This is a genomic window from Paenibacillus sp. F024 (assembly GCF_057814255.1).
In genome coordinates this window covers 19,875-36,667 of sequence record NZ_JBVASZ010000016.1, presented here as the reverse complement: position 1 = coordinate 36,667, position 16,793 = coordinate 19,875, and the positions used below count along the sequence as shown (strand labels likewise).

At 52.3% G+C, this 16,793-nt stretch carries 13 protein-coding genes, 1 tRNA gene and 1 other RNA gene; 2 read left to right on the top strand and 13 right to left on the bottom strand.

The features are described 5' to 3' along the window. Positions 1-76 precede the first annotated feature (76 nt). The 11 genes from ssrA to ACZYR9_RS16890 all read right to left on the bottom strand — a co-directional run bounded on the left by ssrA (position 77) and on the right by ACZYR9_RS16890 (position 12,441). Positions 77-440, bottom strand: a transfer-messenger RNA (tmRNA) gene (gene ssrA / locus ACZYR9_RS16940). Positions 441-641: 201 nt separating this feature from the next. Then, on the bottom strand, positions 642-1,121 hold the full coding sequence (smpB, locus tag ACZYR9_RS16935) for an SsrA-binding protein SmpB (RefSeq protein WP_488979671.1): 480 nt from the start codon (positions 1,119-1,121) through the stop codon (positions 642-644). An 86-nt stretch (positions 1,122-1,207) separates the two neighbouring features. Beyond that, positions 1,208-3,655, bottom strand: coding sequence for a ribonuclease R (gene rnr / locus ACZYR9_RS16930; protein ID WP_488979670.1), 2,448 nt, complete (start codon positions 3,653-3,655; stop codon positions 1,208-1,210). 373 nt (positions 3,656-4,028) lie between these two features. After that, the gene (secG, locus tag ACZYR9_RS16925; protein WP_488979669.1) at positions 4,029-4,265 is read right to left on the bottom strand and encodes a preprotein translocase subunit SecG; all 237 of its coding nucleotides are present in this window, start codon (positions 4,263-4,265) and stop codon (positions 4,029-4,031) included. A gap of 128 nt (positions 4,266-4,393) precedes the next feature. Beyond that, positions 4,394-5,116 carry a M50 family metallopeptidase gene (locus ACZYR9_RS16920; RefSeq protein ID WP_488979668.1) on the bottom strand — a complete coding sequence of 241 codons (723 nt, stop codon included), beginning with the start codon at positions 5,114-5,116 and terminating at the stop codon, positions 4,394-4,396. A 123-nt stretch (positions 5,117-5,239) separates the two neighbouring features. After that, positions 5,240-6,532 (bottom strand): phosphopyruvate hydratase, encoded by a 1,293-nt coding sequence (gene eno, locus ACZYR9_RS16915; RefSeq protein ID WP_488979667.1) that lies wholly within the window; start codon positions 6,530-6,532, stop codon positions 5,240-5,242. A gap of 45 nt (positions 6,533-6,577) precedes the next feature. Next, positions 6,578-8,122: a 2,3-bisphosphoglycerate-independent phosphoglycerate mutase gene (gene gpmI, locus ACZYR9_RS16910; protein ID WP_488979666.1), complete on the bottom strand. Its 1,545-nt coding sequence runs from the start codon at positions 8,120-8,122 to the stop codon at positions 6,578-6,580. A gap of 1 nt (position 8,123) precedes the next feature. Beyond that, complete coding sequence (gene tpiA, locus ACZYR9_RS16905; protein WP_488979665.1) at positions 8,124-8,876, bottom strand: triose-phosphate isomerase; 753 nt, start codon at positions 8,874-8,876, stop codon at positions 8,124-8,126. A 13-nt stretch (positions 8,877-8,889) separates the two neighbouring features. Then, positions 8,890-10,071 (bottom strand): phosphoglycerate kinase, encoded by a 1,182-nt coding sequence (locus ACZYR9_RS16900; RefSeq protein WP_488979664.1) that lies wholly within the window; start codon positions 10,069-10,071, stop codon positions 8,890-8,892. Between the two features lie 252 nt (positions 10,072-10,323). Then, positions 10,324-11,331: a type I glyceraldehyde-3-phosphate dehydrogenase gene (gap, locus tag ACZYR9_RS16895; RefSeq protein WP_488979737.1), complete on the bottom strand. Its 1,008-nt coding sequence runs from the start codon at positions 11,329-11,331 to the stop codon at positions 10,324-10,326. Positions 11,332-11,415: 84 nt separating this feature from the next. After that, on the bottom strand, positions 11,416-12,441 hold the full coding sequence (locus ACZYR9_RS16890; RefSeq protein WP_488979663.1) for a sugar-binding transcriptional regulator: 1,026 nt from the start codon (positions 12,439-12,441) through the stop codon (positions 11,416-11,418). Between the two features lie 275 nt (positions 12,442-12,716). Here ACZYR9_RS16890 and ACZYR9_RS16885 point away from each other — a divergent pair. Both ACZYR9_RS16885 and clpP read left to right on the top strand, forming a co-directional pair. Then, positions 12,717-12,791: transfer RNA gene (locus ACZYR9_RS16885), tRNA-Arg, on the top strand. A 142-nt stretch (positions 12,792-12,933) separates the two neighbouring features. Beyond that, positions 12,934-13,515 carry an ATP-dependent Clp endopeptidase proteolytic subunit ClpP gene (clpP, locus tag ACZYR9_RS16880; protein ID WP_488979662.1) on the top strand — a complete coding sequence of 194 codons (582 nt, stop codon included), beginning with the start codon at positions 12,934-12,936 and terminating at the stop codon, positions 13,513-13,515. 60 nt (positions 13,516-13,575) lie between these two features. On the opposite strand, the gene ACZYR9_RS16875 is transcribed toward clpP, so the two are convergent. After that, positions 13,576-14,385, bottom strand: coding sequence for an Ig-like domain-containing domain (locus tag ACZYR9_RS16875; RefSeq protein WP_488979661.1), 810 nt, complete (start codon positions 14,383-14,385; stop codon positions 13,576-13,578). A 196-nt stretch (positions 14,386-14,581) separates the two neighbouring features. Beyond that, the gene (locus ACZYR9_RS16870) at positions 14,582-16,357 is read right to left on the bottom strand and encodes a stalk domain-containing protein (RefSeq protein ID WP_488979660.1); all 1,776 of its coding nucleotides are present in this window, start codon (positions 16,355-16,357) and stop codon (positions 14,582-14,584) included. Positions 16,358-16,793: the final 436 nt, after the last annotated feature.

The window sequence follows — 16,793 nt, the reverse complement described above, 5'->3', positions numbered from 1 at the left end:
CTTTTTGTTTTACAAATATGAAAACAAGGGCCATCCCAGTCACCTTCGGTGACTTTTGAGACGGCCCCTCTTGTCTTTATGGAGACGAGGGGAGTCGAACCCCTGTCCGAAGATAACGCCACACAGGCCTCTACGGGTGTAGTCACAGTTTTGATGTCACCCGAGCAGCGCCCCGTAACCGGCTATGCGTTGGGTCAGCCTGATTGTCTTCTTCAGCTAGCCGCAGGCGGAGACTAGACAGCGTATCCCACTAAGGTTGAGCCCCTATCCCGCCACATGGGCGATGGAGAGTAGAGGCACGCTCACAGGTTATTAAGCTGCGAAAGCGTAGTTTTGTTGTTGTTTGCCATTTAATAGGCTTTAGCGTTGATAAAGTGGACGCGTCCCCACTACCCGCAACCCATGCTCGAACTATCCCCGTCGAATCCAAGAACGTCCCCGCATAGGGGGGCCCTGTAGACGGGCCCCGTAAGGTTATGAAATAAAACTTATCTGCAATGAGAACGACATATCTGCTGGTCTTGCTGATGATGCTGTGCACTTCCCTGGTGCTCTTTTATTATAACACATTACGAAGTAAAAAGAACCCTCGAATCATGGAAGCATCGCCATATCCTTGACGTAATGGTGCTGTCTGCCGATTATCTGGCAACTTTTTGCTTCTCGCGGAGCGCCCGCTGGATGTCGCGCTGGGCATCGCGTTTGGCCGCAGTATCACGCTTATCGTACTGCTTCTTCCCTTTGCCAAGACCGATCAGCAGCTTCGCATAACCGTTGCGAACATACACCTTCAACGGCACCAGCGTGTACCCTTCCTGCTTGGCTTGACCGAGCAGCTTGCTGATCTCGGCTTTCTTGAGGAGGAGCTTGCGGGCCCGTGTCGGGTCGCTAGGATTATGACGGTTGCCTTGCTCGAACGGACTGATATGCATATTATGCACAAAGGCTTCACCATTACGGATCGTGGCAAATGCATCGCCGATATTCGCCCGGCCCTGCCGCAGCGATTTGATCTCCGTTCCGGTCAGGACTAGACCGCATTCATATGTATCCTCGATAAAATAGTCATGAGAAGCTTTCTTGTTCTGCGCCAGAACCTTGTTGTCGCTTTTCTTGCTCATATCCTACGCCGCGCTCCTTCCTGCCATGATTTCCAAACAGAGGGATGGAGTCCATTGTACCAACTCCATCCCGGGAAATCAAGAGGTTACCGCTTGACGGTTTTTTTGCGCTTCTTCTTGGTAAAGCCAGAGCCGCCCGTTCCTGTACCCGAGCCGCTTTTAACCGCCTCCAGAGCGCGGGTCTTCGCCGCGCCAGGGCCTTTGCCGCGTGCGCTGCGGCTGCTGCTGCTTGAGCTCTTGCCGCTCCGCTCGCTGCGTCCGGCACGGCTGCCGCTGCCGCTGGCGGCAGGCCGCCCGGATCTCCCGCCATCCCGGCCGCCGCTGCCGCCGGACCGCTTGCTGTTCTTGCGGACGTTATTCAGTACGTCCACCAAGCTCATCTTCTGCGGCCTAGGCTTCATATCCACCATCTCAAAGTCGATGGTGCGCTCGTCCTTGTTCACGCGCGCCACACGTACCTTCACTTCATCGCCCAAGCGGTAAATCCGGGAGGTCCGCTCTCCGATCAAGGCATGCTGCGCCTCATGGTAATGGTAATAATCGTCGGTGAGATCCGACAGACGAATGAGCCCTTCCACCGTATTGTCCAGTTCAACGAACATTCCGAAGCTCGTCACGCTGCTGATAATGCCGTCAAATTCTTCTCCGACCTTATCAAGCATAAATTCGGCCTTCTTCAGCGCCTCGGTCTCCCGCTCCGCATCCACCGCCGCACGCTCCCGCTCAGACGATTGCTTTGCGATGTCGTCCATGCGGGAAGCAAGGTATTCATGCCTTGCTTCGCTTAGGGTGCCGCTCTCCAGCACTTCGCGAATCACGCGGTGGATCACCAAATCGGGATACCGGCGAATCGGCGAAGTGAAATGCGAATAATATTCCGCAGCCAGCCCATAGTGCCCCAGGCTCTGGGAATCGTATTTCGCCTGCTTCATGGAGCGCAGCATAACGGTGCTGATGACCGTTTCTTCCTTGGTCCCTTTGATCTCCTCCAGCAGAGTCTGCAGCGCCCGGGGATGAACCGTATTGCCTTTGCCCCGCACTACATATCCGAAGTTCGTAATAAACTCCATAAAATGCTGCAGCTTCTCACCATCCGGATCCTCGTGAATCCGGTACAAAAACGGCACTTTGAGCCAATGAAAATGCTCAGCGACGGTTTCATTAGCCGCAAGCATGAACTCTTCTATGATCATTTCAGCGATGGTCCGGTCTCTTTTGACGATATCCGTCGGCTTTCCGTCCTCATCGACCAAAATTTTCGATTCCTGGAAGTCAAAATCGATGGCGCCCCGCCGCATCCGTTTGGAGCGCAGCTTCATGGCCAGCTCCTCCATTAAGCGAAAATCGTCCATCAGGTAGCCGTATTTCTCTACAAGCTCGGCATCCGGCTCTTCCTCGGTCAGCAGCTTACGCACATTATTGTAGGTCATCCGCTCGCTGGTTCTAATGACACTCGTAAAAATATCATGGCGAACCACATTCGCGTCCGCGTCAAATTCCATCTCGCAGGACATGGTCAGACGGTCTACCCGGGGGTTTAACGAGCATATCCCGTTCGATAAACGATGGGGCAGCATCGGAATGACCCGATCGACCAAATACACGCTGCAGCCGCGGTTATATGCTTCATTGTCCAGCGCGGAGCCTTCCCTTACATAATAGCTGACGTCGGCGATGTGGACACCCAGCACATAGTTGCCGTTGGGCAGACGCTCCACGTTCACCGCATCGTCCAAATCCTTGGCATCCTCGCCGTCGATCGTTACGATCCGTTTGCCTCTCAAATCCCGCCTGCCTTGTCCCTTCAGCTCTTCCTCAGAAATAACCTCCGGAGCCGCTGCAGCCTCATCCATCACTTCATCGGGAAAGCTCTCCGGCAAGCCGTGCTTGCGGATAATCGATAAAATATCGACGCCCGGATCATTCTTATGACCCAAAATTTCGATCACTTCACCTTGTGCAGCCGCCCGGCCTTCAGGGTATGAGACGATCTTGACGACAACCTTATGGCCGTCCATCGCTCCGCCAAACGACTCCTTAGGTACAAAAATGTCACGGACAACCCGTTTATCGTCGGGAATGACAAAAGCATACTCTTCATGAGATTGAAAAAGTCCGACGATCTGCGTATTGCCGCGGGTAACGACACGTACGACCTCTCCCTCCATCCTTCCTCCGGAAGGGCTCTTGGAGTTGATACGCACAAGCACAATATCTCCGTTCATGGCCGTACCCATATCGTTTGCGTGAATATAGACATCGGGGTGATCGCGGTCATCCGGAATGAGAAAGCCAAACCCCTTGGCATGCGCCTGCAGCCTGCCCCGCAGCAAATTCATCCGCTCCGGCACTCCATAGCGATCATTGCGGGTGCGCAGAATCAAGCCCTCGTTCTCCAGCTGGTTGAGCAGCTTTAGGAATTCCTTGAAATCCTGCGCGCTCTCCAGCTGAAAATGCAGCTCCAGCTCGTTATACGTCATTGGCTTATATGCCGTTTCCTTCATAAAATCAAGTAAAACTTCTTTTGTAATCAATGATTCTCACCTGCCTTCTGTGTTCTTAACCGCTTCGTACAATAAACTATGTCAAACGCAAGGCCTCCGTCTGTTTCCTTGTCCCCACTCTCTCCCGCTTCATCAAAAAACAGCATATAATCTTCGTATACCCATTTTGGACTCTGATTAAGCAAGGAAGCATTTGCGTAAGCCCATTGCCATCCATTTTTTTGTACAAGCTTTTCTATAAATCAGCTACAAAGCTAGCATTCCTAGTATAGCCAAAGACACTCCAAATCATAGCCTGCTTAAGGAAAACGCTTCAGAGAATCACTAGACGCCGCTCACGGCCTGCCCAAGAAACAAAAAACAGCAGGAGTTATCTTCCCCTGCTGTCACGTATTTATTAGGATTAGGCTCTTACGAAATAAGCCACAACCACAGACAAAATAAAGAACGCTACTGCGAGCCCCATCGTGAGACGGGATAAAAAAAGCTCCATGCCGCGTGCCTTTTGCTTACCGAACAGGTGTTCCGCACCCCCGGAGATGGCACCGGATAAACCTGCGCTTTTGCCTTGCTGCAGCAGGACCGCCGCAATTAAGCCAAGCGAAGCGATCACCAGTATAATCTTCAATACTACTTCCATGATTCCACCCCCTGCAGGATTACACCGATCTTGTCCGAAAAATAGACAGCATACATATTATAACACACAATAAACCCATTGACAAATCGGAATCGATTCATCCATGGGTTTATATAATCTACACCATATTATTCTTCATAACGCGGTTGAAATGCGGAAGGCTGCGTCCGGTTTCGGATTTTCTTCGATTTACGGCCGCCAAGAAACAATCGAAGCGAACGGGTCGCACACCATAAAGAAAACACCGTGAAAAAGATGGCCCAGCCTATGGCTGGTACACCAGTCGCCTGAGCCAGGTTTGCCGCATCTCCCGCTGTACCCGGATCCTGCAAGGCGTATAAGATCAAAGAGAACGAACCGAAAACAGCTTCCTCCAGCATCAGGAACGATAGAAGAAGATAATAGCCGTCCCGAAGCAACCGCGGCATAAACGCCAGCATGATACCGTTCAGCAGTATAAAGCCGATCAGCCACATGATGCCGTATTCGTTACGGACAAACAGGACCAGCGACAAAATAGCCACCAAGGTCATCATCTGTAAGCCCAAACGCTCTTTGCCCTGCGACCTGGCGTAAAACATATACAAAGCGAAAAGCGATGCAAAAGTGTACCCGGCCAGGGAAATCGGGATCAGGCTCCACGCGCTGGATATCTGTGAATAGGTAACCCCGCTATGGTTAGCATACAGCTCAATGTACATTACATGGCCCGAAAGCGCCAGGGTCATGATCGCATGGGCGAATTCATGAACCATCGTATTCAAGCTGCGAAAAAAATGATTGAAGGGAATCAAATGCGTAAGAAAAGCCGATGCCATCAACAACAATACGGTCTTTATCAGATTACTCATTGGATCCCCTCCAGGTCTGCTTCAGGCTCTGCGCCTTTTTCGTCCCCGCTCATCCGCGCGGGATAAGCAGGAAACAAAAAAGAACAACAGGTCTGACAACTAGGAATATGATGTTATAACGAATTATTTAAAGCTTTTCAGGTTATAAAAAGCCGATTTGCCTGCGTATTGAGCTACATCGGACAGCTGGTCCTCGATGCGGAGCAATTGGTTGTACTTCGCTACGCGGTCCGTACGGGAAGGTGCGCCCGTTTTGATTTGGCCGGCATTGGTAGCAACCGCGATGTCCGCAATCGTGCTGTCTTCACTCTCGCCCGAACGGTGGGAGATGACAGCCGTGTAGCCTGCGCGCTTCGCCATTTCAATCGCATCGAACGTCTCGGTCAAGGAGCCGATTTGGTTAACCTTGATCAGGATCGAGTTGCCGATGTTCTGTTCAATGCCTTGGGAAAGACGGCTGGTATTCGTAACGAACAGGTCGTCGCCCACCAGCTGTACTTTGCCGCCCAGCTTCTCGGTCAGCAGCTTCCAGCCTTCCCAGTCGTCTTCGGAGCATCCGTCTTCGATCGTAATGATCGGATATTTCTCTACCCAAGCTGCGAGGAAATCTACGAATTCAGCGGAAGTGAACGATTTGCCTTCGCCTTCGAGATGGTATTTGCCGTCTTTGAAGAACTCTGTTGAAGCTACGTCCATACCCAGGAATACGTCAACACCCGGTTTATAGCCTGCACGCTCAATAGCAGCAATAATCGTTTGAATCGCTTCTTCGTTGGAGCCAAGGTTCGGTGCGAAGCCGCCCTCGTCGCCTACGGCCGTGTTCAAGCCTTTTTCCTTCAAAACGGTTTTCAAGCTGTGGAAAATTTCCGCGCCCGTACGCAGCGCTTCTTTAAAGGATGGAGCGCCTACCGGCAATACCATGAACTCCTGTACGTCCACGTTGTTATCCGCATGCGCCCCGCCGTTGATGATGTTCATCATCGGAACCGGCAGTGTCTTGGCGTTAAATCCGCCGAGGTATACATACAGTGGAATGTCAAGCGCTTCTGCAGCAGCACGGGCAACCGCCATGGATACGGCAAGAATCGCATTTGCGCCGAGCTTGCCCTTGTTAGGCGTACCGTCGAGCTCGATCATGCGCTTGTCGATACCGACTTGATCCAGCGCGTTCATGCCGATGATTTCCGGTGCGATAATGTCATTGACGTTCTCAACGGCTTTGAGCACACCTTTGCCAAGGTAACGGGATTTGTCGCCATCGCGCAGCTCTACCGCTTCATAAGCGCCTGTCGATGCGCCGGATGGAACGATGGCGCGGCCGCGCGCTCCGGATTCCAGAAATACTTCCACCTCTACCGTCGGATTACCGCGGGAATCGAGCACTTCACGGGCGTACACATTGGAGATAACAGTCATTGCTAGATACACTCCTTGTCTTTGTTTAATCAATTTTAAGTTATGTTAAACACCTGATGTCAAAAGCGTTTTTCCGGTCATTTCCGCCGGTTGGGCTACACTGAGCAGCTGCAGCACCGTCGGGGCGATATCCGCCAAAATGCCATCGTCCCTTAGTGTAACACGATTGTCAGTGAGAATGAAAGGTACGGGATTGGTCGTATGCGCAGTATTGCGCGTTCCGTCCGCATTCGTCACCAGATCGGCATTGCCGTGGTCCGCTGTAATCAGCGCCACGCCGCCCTTAGCCAGAATGGCCTCGACGACTTGACCCAGGCAATCGTCGGTGGCTTCCACCGCTTTGATCGTAGGCTCGAGCAAGCCCGAGTGTCCGACCATATCCGGATTCGCAAAGTTTAAGATAATCACGTCTTGTCTTTCGGCCTCGATTTCAGCAACCGCCGCAGCCGCAACCTCGTAAGCGCTCATCTCAGGCTTCAGGTCATATGTGGCCACTTTTGGCGAATTGATCAAAATCCGGGTCTCCCCCGGCAGCTCGACGTCCCGACCGCCGCTGAAGAAGAACGTAACGTGCGGATACTTCTCCGTCTCAGCGATCCGAAGCTGCTTCAGTCCGTTTTGCACCAGCACTTCGCCCAGCGTATTATCCAGATTCTTCGGCTTATAAGCGACATAGCCGCCTACCGTTTCGCTGAACAAGGTCAAGCAGACATAGTATAAATCCTTGGGAGCCTTTTCCCCCCGGTCGAAGCCGCGGAAGTCGCTGTTGGTAAATACCTGGGACAGCTGGATCGCGCGGTCGGGCCGGAAGTTGAAGAAGATTATCGCATCGCCCGATTCGACCAGCCCGACAGGCGTACCGTCCGGCTTCACGATGACCGTCGGCATGACGAATTCGTCAAACACGGAACGGACATAGGAATCCTTAATCGCGTTCATCGGATCCTCAAACGTCGGCCCGTCGCCATACACCATCGCGCGGTAAGACTTCTCGGTACGCTCCCAGCGCTTGTCGCGGTCCATGGCATAGTAGCGGCCCTGAACGGTAGCGATACGTCCTACGCCAAGCTCCGCAATCTTGTTTTGCAGCTGCTCCATGTAGCCGATTGCGCTGTCCGGCGCTACATCCCGGCCGTCGAGGAATGCATGAATGTACACGTCGGCGAACTGTTCCTTTTTGCAAACCTCCAGCAATGCGAACAGGTGAGCAATGTGGCTATGTACGCCGCCGTCGGACAGCAGCCCGTACAGATGAAGCTTCTTCCCGTGCTCACGAGCATGGCGAATCGCCCCGAGGATCGTTTCGTTCTCGAAAAACTCGCCTTCCCGAATCGATTTGGAAATTCTCGTTAAATCCTGATATACGATCCGGCCGGCGCCGATATTCAAGTGACCCACTTCCGAGTTGCCCATCTGGCCCTCGGGAAGTCCTACGGCTTCTCCGCACGCTGTTAGCGTCGTATGCGGAAACCGGCTCCAATACCGGTCGTAATTCGGTTTTTTCGCTTGCGCTACGGCATTGCCCTGCACATCGCCGCGCAGACCAAAGCCGTCCAGGATTATCAAGGCTACCGGTTTGGGTCTGGCCATCTTACTTGGCCCCCTCAACCAGCGCGATGTAAGAAGCCGGCTCCAGGCTCGCGCCGCCTACCAGGGCACCGTCGATGTTTGGCTGCTGCATGTACTCGGCAATGTTGTTCGGCTTTACGCTGCCGCCGTACTGAATCCGAACCGCCGCCGCCGTTTCCTGACCGTAGAGGCCGGAGACCAGCTCGCGGATGTATCCGATCACGTCTTCTGCATCCGCAGCAGTGGAGGACTTGCCCGTTCCGATAGCCCAAATCGGCTCATAGGCGATAACCACTTGAGCCGCCTGCTCAGCGCTAAGGCCGGCGAATGCCGCTTCGGTCTGCACCTTGCACACCGATTTGGTTTGATCCGCTTCTCTTTCCTCCAGCTTCTCGCCCACGCAAACGATCGGTGTCAAACCGTGTTTGAATGCGGCATGCACTTTCTTATTTACCGTTTCATCCGTCTCTGCGAAATAAGCGCGGCGCTCGGAGTGACCGATGATGACATAATCCACGCCAAGATCCTTAAGCATTACGCCGCTGATTTCGCCTGTGTAAGCGCCGTTGTCATCAAAATGCAGGTTCTGGGCGCCTACCTTCAGCGAGGTTCCTTTTACCGCTTCAACCAGAGCAGGCAGATTCGTGTAAGGCGCGCAAATCACGCTTTCCACCCCGTCTACTTCAGCCTTGCCTTTGACTTCATTGACAAATGCTACGGCTTCCTGCACCGTTTTGAACATTTTCCAGTTGCCTGCAATAATCGGTTTACGCATGTTGACTGCCTCCTTACTTATCGTTCAAGGCTACCACGCCCGGAAGCGCCTTGCCTTCCATAAATTCCAAAGAAGCGCCGCCGCCTGTAGAGATATGATCCATCTTATCTCCGAGGTGGAACTTCTCTACCGCAGCCGCAGAGTCGCCGCCGCCAATGACCGTATAGCCGGAGGTTGCAGCGCAGGCTTCCGCCACCGCTTTGGTTCCGTTCTTGAATGGCTCCAGCTCGAACACACCCATCGGTCCGTTCCATACGATCAGCTTGGATTCGACAATCGTCCGGGCATACAGCTCGCGCGTTTTCGGTCCGATGTCAAAGGCTTCCCAATCGGCCGGGATCTCGTTCACCGGAACAATTTTGGTATTGGCATCCGCGCTGAAGGCGTCGCCTACCACGACGTCCACCGGCAGCAGGAAATGAACGCCTTTTTCCTTAGCTTTGCGCTCAAACTCCTGTACCAGCTCCAGACGGTCATTATCGACCAGAGATTTGCCGATCTCATAGCCTTTGGCTTTAAAGAACGTATAGGACAAGCCTCCGCCGATGATGATGTTATCCGCAATTTCGATCAGCTTTTCAATGACGGCGATTTTGTCTTTCACCTTCGCTCCGCCCACAATCGCCGTAAACGGACGATCCGGGTTATTCAGGGCTTTGCCGAGCACGTCCAGCTCTTTTTCCATCAAAAGACCGGATACGGCAGGCAGATAGTGCGCAATTCCTTCCGTAGACGCATGCGCGCGGTGCGCGGCGCCAAAGGCGTCGTTGACATACAGGTCGGCAAGCTCGGCAAACGCTTTGGCCAGCTCCGGATCGTTCTTCTCTTCCCCGGCATAGAACCGCACGTTCTCCAGCAGCAGCACTTCACCATCCTTCAGCTCGGCAGCCTGAGCCTTCACAGCATCTCCGATCGCTTCATTCGCCTTGGCGACCGGCTTGCCGAGCAGCTCGGACAGACGCTGCGCCGCAGGGGTTAAACGAAGCTCTTCTACAACCTGGCCTTTCGGACGGCCCATGTGGCTGGCGAGGATCACTCTCGCTCCGCGCTCCGTCAAATATTGGATCGTCGGCAGCGTCTCACGAATCCGGGTATCGTCGGTGATATTACCGTTCTCAAGCGGCACGTTGAAATCCACCCTGACAAACACTTTTTTGCCACTAACTTCTACGTCACGAACGCTTTTTTTACTCATCTTCATTCCCCCCAACCGGTTATTATTCTGCCTGCACATAAAAAATGTGGGAATGTCCACATCCTTCAAAGAAAAGCTCGTACCCTATAGGCAGGCAAGGGTGCCGCTGAGCGTCGGATAACATCCTTCGTTCCAACCGAATGGCGGTTATACGAAAACGAATGTTTGGCGAGCCCAACGGACACACTTCACGGCCTACAATGGTGAGTTTCTTTATTAAGCGATGATCAGAGCATTACCACAATTTTATCATTACAGACCTTTTTTAGCGATAAAGTTTGCCAAATCTACAACGCGGTTGGAATAGCCCCACTCGTTGTCATACCAGGATACCACTTTGACCATGTTGTCGCCGACAACCATGGTGGAAAGCGCGTCGATGGTGGAGGAAGCAGGGTCACCGTTGTAGTCGCTGGATACCAGCGGCTCTTCGGAGTAGTTCAGAATTCCTTTCAACGGGCCTTCAGCCGCTTCTCTCAACGCAGCATTCACTTCGTCGACGGTTACGTTCTTGCTCAATTCAACAACCAGGTCCGTAACAGATACGTTAGGCGTAGGCACGCGCATAGCCATACCGTTCAGCTTGCCTTTGAGCTCCGGCAGAACCAGGGATACGGCTTTGGCTGCACCCGTTGTGGACGGAATGATGTTCTCGGCAGCGGCACGCGCGCGGCGGAGGTCCTTATGCGGCAGGTCCAGCACTTGCTGGTCGTTCGTGTACGAGTGAACGGTGGTCATCATTCCTTTGACGATACCGAACTTGTCATTCAGAACTTTCGCAAACGGCGCCAAGCAGTTCGTGGTGCAGGATGCGTTGGAAATGACCGTGTGAGCGGAAGCGTCGTATTTGTCTTCGTTTACGCCCATAACGATCGTGATGTCTTCGTTCGTAGCCGGTGCGGAAATAATGACTTTCTTAGCGCCGCCCTTCAAGTGAAGCTCAGCTTTTTCTTTAGCAGTAAAAATACCCGTGGATTCTACGACGATTTCTACACCGTTAGCTCCCCAAGGCAGGTTCTCCGGGTTGCGCTCGGCAAATACTTTGATCGTTTTTCCGTTGACGATCAATGCGCCTTCTGTGGACTCAACCGTTGCGTCCAATCTGCCGTGCGTCGTGTCATATTTAAGCAGGTGCGCCAATGTGCTTACGTCCGTCAGATCGTTGATCGCTACGATTTCAACCTCCGGATTGTTCAAAGCTGCGCGAAAAACGTTACGACCGATACGTCCAAAACCGTTAATTCCTACTTTTACCATGATTAATAGCCTCCTAAAAATGGGTTGTGATGAGTCGCCAAACGGCCGCGGGCCGCTGCAACATATGTCAAGACAGGCCGAAGCCTATCAAGATAATCGTTGTACAATGTATTGCGCTGCCGCTTCATCGGTGATAAGCACATTCTCGTGTCCATGCTTCAGTATCGAGAGAATCGCTTCGCCCTTGCTTTTGCCTCCGGCGATCCCGATGACCGTATCCATGCTTTGTATGTCTTCCATACGTAAGCCGATGGTCGGCATTTTGTGAAGGATGCGGCCTTCCCTGTCAAAATAATACCCAAACGCCTCGGCAAGCGCGCCGTCTTTTTGCAGGTTCTCTGTCGTTTGGCTGTCTACCTTGCGCCGCCGGGCCATGACCATAGCGTCTCCTATGCCGTGCATGACCATCCGTGCCTTGCGTATAAATTGAATGATTTCGGCAATGTTATGATCCTGCATCAGCGATTGATAAGCTTCCTCGCCCAGATGATCCGGCACGTGAAGCAGCCGATAACGGGCTCCCGCTTTCTTGGCCATCGTGGAGGCGATTGTGTTCGCCTGAAGCTCCACGCTTTCCCCTAGTCCGCCGCGGGCCGGTACAAACCAGCTCCCCTTTATCGGACTCGTCGCCGTCAAGTGATATGCAACCTCGGCCATCGTCGACCCGCCGGTTACGGCAATCACTTCGTCCTCCTTGACCAGCTTGCGAAGCACAGAGGCTCCGGCGCGGCCCAGCTCTTTTTTCGTATGTGGGGATACGTCCGAATCTCCCGGTACGATCACGACCTGCTTCAAGCCAAAATGAGAGCGAATGCGTTCCTCCAGCTCGGTCAGTCCGAAGAGATCCTTCACCAGCGGTTCGATTTTTTCAAGCAGCTCTCTTCCGGCGGCGCTGATCCGCATACCGGATGGATCCACATCGATGAGCCCCTGCTCTTTGAGAAAATCGACTTCCCCGCGAAGCACCCGCTCCGTCATGTTCAATGACAGCGCCAGCGTCCTGCGGCCCACCATTCCCGAAAGAAGGATATAGTGAAGTATGGAATACCGCTTCTTCATCGTATCAACCAAATCCGGTAGAAGCTGCTTTTGAATAGAAAGAATTTCTCTCATGAATTCACTCCGCTCAACTCGTGGACAATTTTTGTCCCGGTGATGCATTTTTAGTCCCACATCATCCAAAAAAAGAACCAAGCACTCTCACTTAGCTGAACTTATTATACTCCATTATGTTCCTTGCTTCAAGAGGCTTCCTTTTCAATTTTTGCCTGTCTGGCCATTGCCTATTCATTTCAATTTTTTTTGTTTTATGGAGTTGCTTTTCTCATTCCAATAGATTATAATAACTTTTGCTGTCACCTTAAAACGGTCAGCCACAACAATACTAAGCGCCCGTGGTCCAATGGATATGACGTAGGCCTCCGGAGCCTGAGATCAAGGTTCGATTCCTTGCGGGCGCGCCATTTACACATAACATCAGCTTGCAGCTGATTTTTTTATTTTCCCGAACGGGCCTTTTTTTTATTTCTTCGTTTGACCTTTCTTGACCTTTGTTTGATTTTCCGTTATGATGGTTATAGTTTAAATATAAGGAGGCTGCAGCTCATGAGTTTTATTCCTATGGTTGTCGAACCGGATGCAAGAGGGGAACGCGCCTATGATATTTACTCCCGTCTGCTGAAGGACCGCATTATATTTCTCGGTAGTCCGATCAACGATGTTGTAGCCAACTCGATCATCGCACAGCTGTTGTTCCTGACGGCAAGCGATCCGGACAAAGACATCCATCTGTATATTAACAGCCCGGGTGGCTCCATCACATCGGGGATGGCGATTTACGACACAATGCAGTTCATCAAGCCGGACGTATCTACGATTTGCGTAGGCATGGCCGCTTCGATGGGCGCATTCTTGTTGGCCGCAGGCGCCAAAGGCAAACGCTTCGCCCTGCCGAACAGCGAAGTCATGATCCATCAGCCGCTCGGCGGCGCAGAAGGTCAAGCCAGCGACATCGAGATCCGCGCAAGACGTATTCTCAAGATGCGCGATAAGCTGAACACCATCCTGGCAGAGCGTACCGGTCAATCCTTTGAGCGTATCGAAAAAGATACGGACCGCGATAACTTCATGTCAGCGGCAGATGCGGTAGAGTACGGTTTGATCGATAAAGTAATCGAGCGCGTATAACCTCATTACAGCGAAAGCCCTGAACGGCGATGAAGCCGAATCAGGGCTTTTTCGTTGTCTTCACTCCGTGGTAAAAGAAAAGGAATGGTTCCGCCGGCCGGCTTCAACCGTAACGATCAGCTTTCTGCCGGAAGCCAGCGGCTTCTCCGGCCTGAACGTCATCCCATGCATACCGGCTCCTGTTTCACCAGGGATATGCACATCAGGCTGATCCGCATAGCGTACCTGCATCCCCAGATTATTGCGCCGTTCCCCCTCCCAGTTGGCGGTGATGGTTAGATCTCTCTCCACTTCCACGGCACCGTCAAGCGGATTCGTAACGGTGATCCAATGCTGACCCTGATACGTATCCCATCCCCACCAGGAGATGCCGGCCGCAGCTAAGATGACGATGAATCCTCCTCCCGTTTTGCGATCAAGCCGCAGCCCTGAATCCAGCCGCCCTCCCAATGCCCTGCCCGCCGTGGCTATCGTTACACAGGCTGTCACACAAAGAAGGGTATGAAGGAGGATTCCCATCAGCAGTCCGATTGGCGCCCATGGCATCCAATGCCCGGTAAACGTCCCTCCATATAGGAGCCAGCTGAAGTAAGCGGGCACCTGTGCAAGAAGAGCGACCCCCATGCCGACCATACAAAGAAGCAGGAGAAATTTCTTTATAGCTGTGCCAGATCCACGGTAAAGCAGCGCACCTCCAAGAACGGAGCCCCCTCCAAGCATAGCGCACAAGCCCCATAATCGGATTTCTTCTTCCCGCACATCCCCCAGGATGTACCAAGGGAACAAAGGGAAATACAGACTGCCGACCGCGATGAAACAGATACCGGCTGACGCCATAAGCGCTTCAGGCTTATTTATCCATGACTTCATATGCATCCCCCCCTGCCTTACGGCTTATTTAACTATATAAACGATAGAAGGTATTCTGAGGTTGCGTATGCCGGACTGATGCTTCGCTGATAAAAGGATAACAGCAGCATGTGCCTGCTATCCATCTTCCCAGCCAAAAAAGACCCTTCCTTCGCCCCATAGTTGTAAGAGCGGAGGAAAGGTCTTTCATAAACGATTACTGTGCCCGATCATCCAGCGGGTAGAAGATCAAATCGAATGGAAGTGCGGAGCCGGCCGGCGGACTGAATTCAATGTCCAGCGACTCTTCCTTTCCGGTCGTTTTGGCCAAAATCTGCATACCGTCGAACGCGGTCATAACGCCGGAGAAGGGAACCATGCGGATTTCGCCGTTGATTTTGATCGGTCCTTTAAATACCCCGCCCTTAGGCAGGATCATGACCGCCATCTTCCGCGGTTTATCCGCATGTATCTTGTACACGACCCCATAGTTGCCGTCATTGCGCACTTCTTGTCCTCGCTGCGGGTCATATCCCGGCTGGAACGGATCCGTCTTCCCATCCCCGATAATCAGCCGTGACGGCGTAGTAAACGAGCTGGCATCGATGTTCCAGTTGACTTCCGATACCGGGAATGTTCCGCGGACATGGCCGTTAAATGCAAGCTTCGGAAGCTGCAAGGTATTTTGCGAAATTTCCGGAGCGGCGGCGAATGTAAATTGCACCTGTCCGCTGGTTTCCACATCGTAGAACAAATTCACCCCTTGATCGGGATAAAAGTCCGGAAATTGCTTATATACAAATGTCTTTTGAGGCGGTATCGTCATCGTCTCGTTATGCGGATCGCCGATCAGGAAATCGACGGTTGCTTCGCTGCCGATCAAATTCGCATAAACGGAAGGCCATACCTCGCCTTTGTTCGTCGTTTTGACCGTCACCGGCTTATCGGTCAGGTTGGTCGCCAAAATCGCCAGCGTCATTTTTTCTTTCGTGCCGTTAATATGATCTGCGTACAGCCGTCCTTTGCCTTCGATACTATCCTGATACAAAATTCCTTGCTCCGTGAAGGTCTCCGGACTGTCGCTGAGAAGCAGTTTGCGGGAACGATCCTCGGTCACCGTCTTCGGCAGCTGGGGAAGCTCCCAGAAATTGCTCCACAGCGTGCTCCAATCGGTCTTAATGTACCCGCCTACCGGCTTCGTGTAAATCGGGTATTCCACCTTGTTCAAGTAGGTTTCATTCGTGATGACAAGGTTGCGGGTATAGGGCTCGCTCTTGTTGCCGTTGCGGTCCCAGACCGTCAGCGTAATCGGATAAGTGCCGGGAGTGAAATAGGCCTCTTCCTTGCCCTTCCACTCGTACTTTGGAAGACCTTCCGCATCCGGGTCGTAGCTCAGGTCTACAAAATTAACCGGTTCCCCGATCTTATATGTCGGTTTGGCAAACGTAAACTTGGCCACGGGGTTGGAATTGCTCTTATCCGGATTATAAATTCCCCGCGGAGGCTTCACGTAGAGCACATCCACCCGTCTCAGCTCATCATTGTAGGTATACTTCGCCCCCATATAGTCTGCAAGCCAGGTCAGCTTGATCATCAGCTTGCCGTTCACAATCGCGGCCACATCATCAAAACGCTGCCAGTACCCGTTAATCCACACGGATTTGTTATCCACATCGAGCATGATATGGTAACCCGGGGTGTCCATTTCAATTTGCCGTTTCTCGGCAATCCATTCCACTCTCATTCCAAAAGCATCGCCCAAAAACTTCGCAGGCACAAATGTCTTGTCTTTCAATATGGTCGCCGGAGCTTCCAGCGTTACCTGCTCCCCGTTCAAGAAAGCCTCCTGCTTATCGAGGTAGAGCAGCACATACGTTGTCCCGGAGGACATTGGAGCTTCCTGATCCGCAGCAGAAGCCGTAGGGACCGTTACAAACGACAGCAGCATGGACATGATCAGTAACAAGGCCAATTCTTTCCTGATTCGTTTCATCTTTCTACTCCTCTTTATGCAGTTCTTCTGGTGCCGTAAGAAAACCTCCAGCTAGGTCATGCAAATGGATCACTCATGATGCAAGGCAAGGGTTTCTCTATGATAAAGAAAGTGTTCAACTACACTGCAAATTTATACTTCCTTTATCATTTAAGAAAAGCTTCCCATCGAAGCCTTTTCTCAAAAAACCGGAACTGCGGGCGTCATAACCCCAGTTTCATAGGCAGAATGCCGCTTCTTCAACCCTTGGAAGACCGCTCCCCCGGATCCTCATTCCTGCGGATTTGTTCGAAAACAGCAAAAAACCTTTTCCGGTTAAAGCACGTCTATATAGACGCACAGACCGAAAAAAGGTTGCACTTTTCCCTAATCCATCTCCTGCTTGTCCGCTTAGGCGAAACAAGATCTCCATGAAGAGAAAAAGCTTCCTTAACGG

Bases quoted from the DNA above. Each gene is read 5' to 3' on its own strand.
- smpB (WP_488979671.1), bottom strand. From the start codon at position 1,121: ATGAGCAAGAAAAGCGACAACAAGGTTCTGGCGCAGAACAAGAAAGCT.
- secG (WP_488979669.1), bottom strand. From the start codon at position 4,265: ATGGAAGTAGTATTGAAGATTATACTGGTGATCGCTTCGCTTGGCTTA.
- ACZYR9_RS16920 (WP_488979668.1), bottom strand. From the start codon at position 5,116: ATGAGTAATCTGATAAAGACCGTATTGTTGTTGATGGCATCGGCTTTT.
- eno (WP_488979667.1), bottom strand. From the start codon at position 6,532: ATGACTGTTATCTCCAATGTGTACGCCCGTGAAGTGCTCGATTCCCGC.
- gpmI (WP_488979666.1), bottom strand. From the start codon at position 8,122: ATGGCCAGACCCAAACCGGTAGCCTTGATAATCCTGGACGGCTTTGGT.
- tpiA (WP_488979665.1), bottom strand. From the start codon at position 8,876: ATGCGTAAACCGATTATTGCAGGCAACTGGAAAATGTTCAAAACGGTG.
- ACZYR9_RS16900 (WP_488979664.1), bottom strand. From the start codon at position 10,071: ATGAGTAAAAAAAGCGTTCGTGACGTAGAAGTTAGTGGCAAAAAAGTG.
- ACZYR9_RS16890 (WP_488979663.1), bottom strand. From the start codon at position 12,441: ATGAGAGAAATTCTTTCTATTCAAAAGCAGCTTCTACCGGATTTGGTT.
- clpP (WP_488979662.1), top strand. From the start codon at position 12,934: ATGAGTTTTATTCCTATGGTTGTCGAACCGGATGCAAGAGGGGAACGC.
- ACZYR9_RS16875 (WP_488979661.1), bottom strand. From the start codon at position 14,385: ATGAAGTCATGGATAAATAAGCCTGAAGCGCTTATGGCGTCAGCCGGT.
- ACZYR9_RS16870 (WP_488979660.1), bottom strand. From the start codon at position 16,357: ATGAAACGAATCAGGAAAGAATTGGCCTTGTTACTGATCATGTCCATG.